A 7410-nucleotide genomic window follows, 5' to 3' on the forward strand; every position below is an offset into this window, starting at 1 on the left:
ATAGCCGCTCGAGTCAAACGCGATGCCGGTGCGCCGACGAGGGTCAAAGCCATCGATTGGCTGGAGTTGAATTACACCTCGGCCCTTCGCGTTGACGACCTTGCCGCCCGGGTGCAGATGAGCACGCCGACCTTCCACCACCATCTCCGCCAGCTCACCGCGATGAGCCCGTTGCAGTACCAGAAATGGCTACGGCTAAACGAGGCGAGGCGTTTAATGCTCAACGAGCATCAGGATGTATCCAGCGCGGCTTTCAAGGTCGGCCATGAAAGTCCATCGCAGTTCAGCCGCGAATACAGCCGTCTGTTTGGAATACCGCCCAAACGAGATATTGCGGTGTTGCGAGGGGCAGGGTAGCGACATACATAGGTCATTCAAAAATTGGCCGTTGGCAACCCTTTCAAAGACTCTCAGGGTCTCCAAAGAACATCTGAATCCGCGACCGCAACCAGCGCTCCCCCGGATCGTTATCCTGCGACCCGCGCCAGGCCATGTGCAACTCGAAACTGCGCACCGGCAACGGCGGATCTTCGGCCCGCACACCGCCGGCGGCAGTCAGTGCATCGGCCGTGTAGTCCGGCACCGTAGCCACGATGTCGGTGCCCGAGAGCAGGGTGCTCAACCCGTTGAACTGCGGCACGGCCAGCACCACATGACGTTTGCGCCCGAGCTTTTCCAGTTCTTCATCTATAAAACCGCTGAGGTCGCCGGCGAACGACACCAGTGCATGGGGGCGAGCGCAGTAATCATCCAGGCTCAACGGCCCTGGCACGGTGTCGGCGCGCAACAGCTTCGGCTGGCTGCGGCGCAGTACTTTACGCTTGGCGTTGGCCGGCAGGTCGGTGGTGTAACTGACACCGATGGATATCTCACCGGATGCCAGCAACCCCGGCATCAGGATGTAGTTGACCCTGCGCACCACCAGCACAATCCCCGGCGATTCGGCACGCAGGCGCTTGAGCAGCATTGGCAGCAAGGCGAACTCGACGTCGTCCGAAAGGCCGATGCGGAACACGGCGGTACTTGTGGCAGGATCGAACTCGGCCGCACGGCTGACGGCGGTGGAAATCGAATCCAGTGCCGGCGAGAGCAGGGCGAAGATCTCTACCGCCCTGGCGGACGGCTCCATGCTGCGGCCGGTACGCACAAACAATGGGTCATCGAACAAGCCGCGCAGGCGCGAGAGCGCTGCACTGATGGCTGGCTGGCCGAGGAACAGTTTTTCCGCAGCACGGGTCACGCTTCGCTCGTGCATCAATGTTTCGAAAACGATCAACAGGTTCAGGTCGACACGACGCAGGTCATTACGATTCATCTGGAGTCCTGGCAGGGTCAGCAAACTTGACGTGGGCAGCCATATGAGAACAATGGCCAGCAGGAATATTACGGGGAAAGGCTGGTACTCTGCACCGGGTAATTCAGATTTCCTGCAAAGGCGGCTCCAGTTTCCTACGACATTTCACGATATTGTCGCCGCCGCGGAATCAATGACAGGCATGTCGACTATTAATAGCCACAGATAGTGTTGGGTTGAAAGCCCAGCTAGAGTTCAAGGCATTAGAGGTTCAATTGGCGAGGTTTGCGATGTCCCGCACGATCCGTTTTCACAAGTTTGGTCCAGCCGAGGTGCTCAAATGCGAAGAGCATGCGGCGGCTCTGCCTGCACCGGGCGAAGTGCAGGTGCGCGTCGAAGCGATCGGCATCAGCTGGTATGACATTCTTTGGCGCCAGAACCTGGCCTCGTCCCACGCTCGTCTGCCTTCAGGCCTTGGTCATGAAATGGCCGGTATCGTCACCGCCGTCGGCGATGGCGTGGAAGACCTGGCCGTCGGTGACAAGGTTGCCAGTTTCCCGGCCGAAAGCCCGAACGATTACCCGGTCTACGGCGAGCAGATCGTTCTGCCGCGCTCGGCACTGACCCGCTACCCGGATGTGCTCAGCCCGATTGAAGCCAGCGTGCACTACACGCCGTTGTTGATTGCCTATTTCGCTTATGCGGATCTGGCACGGGTCAAACCCGGGCAGTTTGCCCTGGTGACCGACGCCAGTCATTGCGCCGGACCTTCGTTCGTACAACTGGGCAAGGCCCTGGGTGTTCGAGTGATCGCCGCGACCAAGTCAGCAGAGGAACGTGAGTATCTGCTGTCACTGGGTGCCGAGAAAGTCATCGTCACCGAGGAAGAAGATCTGCTGATACGAATCAACAAGATCACCGATAACCGCGGCGTGGATGTGGTATTCGATGGTTTGGGCGGTCCGCAGATGTCGTTGCTTGGCGATGTGTTGGCGCCTCGCGGCAGCCTGGTGCTGTACGGCCTGCAAGGCGGCAACCAGACGCCTTTCCCGGCCTGCGCAGCGTTCCAGAAGAACATTCAGTTCTTCGTACACTGCATCGGCAACTTCACTGGCAAGCCGGAACTGGGCATCACCCAGGACCAGGTCGCACTGCAACGTGCCTTGCGCGACATCAATCAGCTGACCGCCGACCGCGTTCTGCTGCCGCTCAAGACTCGGGTCTTCCCGTTTGCCGAGTTTGTCGAAGCACACCGCTACATGGACGAATGCCCGTGTCGCGAAAGGGTCGCGCTGCAGGTCGATCCGGCATAACAACCGCCGCAATAGCCCACCCAAGAGTCCGTGCCCACGCGGACTCTTTCGTTTCAGTCCCCCCGAAATCCTTCGATCCGCAGGCCGGTCCAGCAACTGAACTGGTTTTTGCTCGTAATCTGTAGCTTCTAATCAGCCACTAAGCCCTGATAATTGAATGATTACTTTCATCTCAAGGAATGAGTCATGGCTGGGTGTCAGGCTGAAACTTTTCAATGTGCGCCGTCGGTGCACCTCTCCAAACTAGAGTGTTGTTGTGTAGTTGCCAAAAAGACAGCGACAACTTCCTTCTTTATTTCTTGTATTAAATGTCTGTGGGACATTGTCGGAAGTTTCCTAGGACTGCGATTCAAGTCGAGCAAACCCTTGCCAGTCGGGCGCTACAGCTTCGCCTGCGTCGTTAAACCGAGGGGGCGCTACGAACGTTTCAAATGATCACCAGAAAATTCAAGTGCTAGCATTTGGCAATAAAGTCCATGACTCCATTCGCGCAGACAGTGCAACGGGATTTGCTGTCTGCGCGATGTTGAACTTACGAGTATCAGGTAAATAAAGATGACCAGCATCCATGACCAAGCGATGAACCATGTCTATCAACAAGTGCTGCAGCGATTGCTGGGTTTTTTCTCCCGTGCCGAACGCACTKCTTTGCAATTGTTGATTCAGCGTCTGACGGTAGCGGCGGGGGGCATGGAGCGCATTGGCGATTACAAGGTGTTGGCGATCCAGTCCGGGGGCCGTGACAACTGCTACACCCTGGCGCTGTTGCGTGCTGCGCAGTTGACCATTGCCACTCGGTCGCCAGCGACATTCCAGTTGCGCATCGCCTCGTTACGGTTGAACGGGGCAAGCGGCGCGGCGGTGGAAAACATGCACCGGACCAACAGCGCATTGTTTGTCTATGACGATCCCCGGGTCGAGGTGTTGATGGTCGATGATCGGGAAGTCTTGCCGTTCAACCACCTGGCGCCGATCTCCGACGCCGGTCGCGAGTCCAGTCGCCTGAACCTGCTGCTGATCGGCCATCGTCGGGAGTGGCGTGGCGGGTTGGACCTGTGGGATGACGGTTATCTGGCCACGGGAGAGTTCTACGGGCAAATCGCCCGCTGGGACGGTGGTGTCGACGCGTTGCTCATCAGTGACACGCCGCGTCAACAGAAGCAGTTCATCGACGGTTTGAAGCGTGCCGCCACCAAGGCAGGGCTCAAGCCTTCGCCCAGGGGTGAGGTCGATTATGCGGGGCTGTTCGCATTGCTCGATGAACTGGGCAGCGACTGTTATCACGCGTTCTACGCGGATTACAGCCAGGCCCGGTGGCGTCCACAAGAGCGCTTCGAGACCTGTCGTCGTACGGCCTGCATCGACATCCACGACCTGCTGGTCAGCAACCTGGAAGAACGCTGGCCATTGCTGACTGAGTTTCTCCGGTTCCAGCCTGACGAACTGTCTGCGCAGATCAGCGACAACGAATTCGTCAGCCCGTCGATCTCGGCGCACGTCAGGGGGTTGCAAGCGTGCTACGTGCATGGCCGCAATTACGAGTTCGGCATTACGCAATACCTGCAACGCGCCTTGGTGATGATGCGCCGCAAGCGCTTGCCCGAGCGTTTGTGCGAGCAGGCCATCGAGGTCTTCGGTAACCCGGCGACACTGACCGAGCAGCGCGCCCGAGCAGCGGCCGAAGCGCAAAAGAACCTGGGCCTGAGCGAAGCACAGCTGGTGTGCCTGCTTTTTTCACCTTTCACCGAAAAAGGTGCGGGGCTCGAGCATTTCCTGCGTCAGTGCCATCCGGGCATGCTGGTGGCCATGCCCGAGCTGCACAAGGCCATGCAGGGGCACCCGGTCGGCGAGCAGATCATGCAGTGGATGATTGATGTCAGCGGATTGCCCGTCAGCCTGATTGGCCAGCTTTACCGCATGGAGTGGACACCCGCAGGCGCTGGCGGGGTGGCAGAAGCAATCATTCAAAGGGCCGCGTCGCAAAATACGCTGGGCGATCCTGATGCCGACAGTACGTGGGTGGATGAATGGTCAGCGGGCCACTGAACGTGGGCGGGTTTTCAGCCAGTGCGGTTGGCCTTCGCCCATGAAAGGTCCACGAGAAACGGATTTCGCCTATCAGGCGGTTTATCGATACCTGGTCAGCCTGATCAACGAATCTGAAGGGGATTCGCCCATCCGCCTGCCGTCGCTGCGGCATCTGGCGGAGCGTCTCAATGTGTCGATCTCGACCATTCAGTACGCCTATTCGCTGCTGGAGAAAGAAGGGCGCGTCTATTCGGTGGCCAAGTCCGGTTACTACGCATTGCCAGTTTCCTCGATCAACCTGCAAGACAGCGGCAGCGATCTGCTGGAAGCCGTCTACGTCAATGCCAGGCGCCCGGGGATGCTGGTCTTGAGCGCCGATGAACCGGCGTTGCTGCAGCCGCTGGACAGTCCTTTGTTGCTGCTGGAGCGAGAGTTGCTGCGCCAGTATCCCCGCCAGCCGCAGTCGCCTTCGCAACCCTGCGGCGAGCTCGAATTGCGCACCGCCCTGGCTGCGCGCTACACCACGTCTCCAATGCGTTACTGGCACGCCGATGATGTCTACATCGGCGCAGACCTTCGCGGTGTACTGGAAATCCTGATCGCCGTGCTGGGCTTGAAAGATGCCACCGTGGTGGTCGAATCGCCGTGCGACTGGACGATCCTGCGTTTGTTTCAAGCCGCCTGCGTGCGGGTGATTGAACTGCCCGTGCAGGCCGATGGCTGCCTGGATCCGGAACGGCTCAACATGCTGCTGGATACCGAACCGGTCAGGCTGGTGATGCTTTCATCGGCCCTGAATATGCCCCGCGGCAGCCTGGCGCCTGACGAAAACAGGCAGGCCATTGCCCGGCTTTTGTCCGCGCATGACAGCTGGGTGCTGGAAAACGACTGTTATGGCGAACTCGGATTCGACCTTGGCGGCGTGCGCTTTCGCGACTTGCTGGACCCTGAACGGCTGATGGTGTTTTCCACGTTCGAGAAAGTCATCGGGCCTGAAGCGCCCTATGGTTACCTGCTTTCAAGGCATTTGAGCGTTGAGCTGCAACGGCACTTTCTGCTGCGTTCGTTCCGTCTCTCGCCGATTCGCCAGAAAGCCATCGCCCGTTTGTACAGTAGCGGTCGCATCGATCAGCATCTGCTGGTGCTGCGACGGCTACTCAAGGAGCGCAAGAGTCAAATGACCCAGTTGTTGCAGGAGCGATTGGGTGATGCCTTGCATTTCGTCGAGCCGCAAGGCGGTGCGACGATCTGGGTGCGCTCGTTGCGTCGGGTCAACGTACGTCGTGTGTTCCAGCGCCTGCTGGTGCATCAAGTGGTCATCGCGCCGGGGGAACTGTTCAGCCTCCACGGTCTGCACGGGCAGCATTTGCGCTTGAGTCATACGTTCGGCGGCGATCACAACCTGGCGGCCGCACTGGGACTGCTGGGGGATGCGCTGCGCCTGGAATCAATCGAGTGAGCGAGACAAAAAATAACAACCTGCGCTGTGTTGGATCGATCCCATCGCCTTGCGGTCCAACTGCCAGTAAACTGCGCCCCAATTCCTGAACCACTCTATTCCAGAGGTTTTGCATGACACTCAGTCCTTTTGCGGGTAAACCGGCACCGGCAGCATTGTTGGTCGACATCCCGCGACTGGTAACGGCCTATTACACCGGCCAGCCGGATGCCGCGATTTCGACCCAGCGCGTTGCCTTCGGCACGTCCGGGCATCGGGGCAGCTCGTTCGACTTGAGTTTCAACGAATGGCACGTGCTGGCGATCAGCCAGGCGATCTGCCTGTATCGCGAAGCTCAAGGCATCGATGGTCCGCTGTTTGTCGGCATCGACACCCACGCGCTGTCCACACCGGCCGGCGCCAGCGCCCTCGAAGTGCTGGCGGCCAACGGCGTGACCGTGATGATCGCCGAAGGTGACGAGTACACGCCGACGCCGGCCATTTCCCATGCGATTCTCTGCTACAACCGTGGTCGCACCACCGGCCTGGCGGATGGCATTGTCATCACGCCGTCCCACAACCCGCCACAAAGCGGTGGCTACAAGTACAACCCAACCAACGGTGGTCCGGCCGATACCCACATCACCAAGTGGATCGAAGCCAAGGCCAACGAGCTGCTGGCCAACAAGCTCGCTGGCGTCAAGCGCATCAGCTACGAGCAGGCACTGAAGGCCAGCACCACCCATCGTCACGATTACCTCAACACCTATGTCGCCGACCTGATCAAGGTGATCGACTTCGACGCCATCCGCGATGCCAAGCTGCGCCTGGGCGTCGATCCGCTGGGTGGAGCGGGGGTGCACTACTGGTCGGCGATTGCCGAGCATTACCGTCTGGACCTGGAAGTGGTGAACAAAGAGGTCGACCCGACCTTCCGTTTCATGACCGTCGACTGGGACGGCCAGATCCGCATGGACCCATCGTCCAGCCACGCCATGCAAGGCCTGATCGGCCTGAAAGAACGCTTTGACGTGGCATTTGCCTGCGATCCGGACCACGACCGCCATGGCATCGTCACGCCGTCCGGTGGTTTGCTGGCGCCGAACAACTACCTCGCCGTTGCCATCGACTACCTGTTCCAGAACCGTCCGCAATGGCGCGCCGATGCGGCCGTGGGTAAAACCGTGGTCAGCAGTGGCTTGATCGACCGCGTGGCCAAGCGCCTGGGTCGCCGCCTGTACGAAGTGCCGGTTGGCTTCAAATGGTTTGCCGACGGCCTGTTCGATGGATCCCTCGGTTTCGGCGGTGAAGAAAGCGCCGGTGCCTCGTTCCTGCGC

The 7410-nt window shown here is 59.4% G+C and carries 6 protein-coding genes; 5 read left to right on the forward strand and 1 reads right to left on the reverse strand.

The genetic code is table 11. The features are described 5' to 3' along the window. Positions 1–357 (forward strand): helix-turn-helix domain-containing protein (locus AC1DVH_RS23690; RefSeq protein WP_477755867.1); only part of this gene is annotated, 357 nt, incomplete at its 5' end. Between the two features lie 43 nt (positions 358–400). Here AC1DVH_RS23690 and AC1DVH_RS23695 read toward each other — a convergent pair. After that, positions 401–1315, reverse strand: coding sequence for a LysR family transcriptional regulator (locus tag AC1DVH_RS23695; protein WP_477755868.1), 915 nt, complete (start codon positions 1313–1315; stop codon positions 401–403). A 269-nt stretch (positions 1316–1584) separates the two neighbouring features. Between AC1DVH_RS23695 and AC1DVH_RS23700 the strand changes: the two genes are divergently transcribed. From AC1DVH_RS23700 to AC1DVH_RS23715, 4 genes are all read left to right on the forward strand, one after another. Continuing rightward, positions 1585–2607 carry a zinc-dependent alcohol dehydrogenase family protein gene (locus AC1DVH_RS23700; RefSeq protein WP_477755869.1) on the forward strand — a complete coding sequence of 341 codons (1023 nt, stop codon included), beginning with the start codon at positions 1585–1587 and terminating at the stop codon, positions 2605–2607. A gap of 555 nt (positions 2608–3162) precedes the next feature. After that, positions 3163–4653, forward strand: a complete 1491-nt coding sequence (locus AC1DVH_RS23705; protein WP_477755870.1) for a hypothetical protein — start codon at positions 3163–3165, stop codon at positions 4651–4653. 40 nt (positions 4654–4693) lie between these two features. Beyond that, positions 4694–6094 carry an aminotransferase-like domain-containing protein gene (locus AC1DVH_RS23710; protein WP_477755871.1) on the forward strand — a complete coding sequence of 467 codons (1401 nt, stop codon included), beginning with the start codon at positions 4694–4696 and terminating at the stop codon, positions 6092–6094. A gap of 113 nt (positions 6095–6207) precedes the next feature. Beyond that, a partial coding sequence (locus tag AC1DVH_RS23715; RefSeq protein ID WP_477755872.1) for an alpha-D-glucose phosphate-specific phosphoglucomutase occupies positions 6208–7410 on the forward strand: 1203 nt, incomplete at its 3' end.

Source organism: Pseudomonas sp. P4_C3, assembly GCF_056402075.1.

Coding starts and splice junctions, on each gene's coding strand:
- AC1DVH_RS23695 (WP_477755868.1), bottom strand. CDS start 1,315: ATGAATCGTAATGACCTGCGTCGTGTCGACCTGAACCTGTTGATCGTT.
- AC1DVH_RS23700 (WP_477755869.1), top strand. CDS start 1,585: ATGTCCCGCACGATCCGTTTTCACAAGTTTGGTCCAGCCGAGGTGCTC.
- AC1DVH_RS23710 (WP_477755871.1), top strand. CDS start 4,694: ATGAAAGGTCCACGAGAAACGGATTTCGCCTATCAGGCGGTTTATCGA.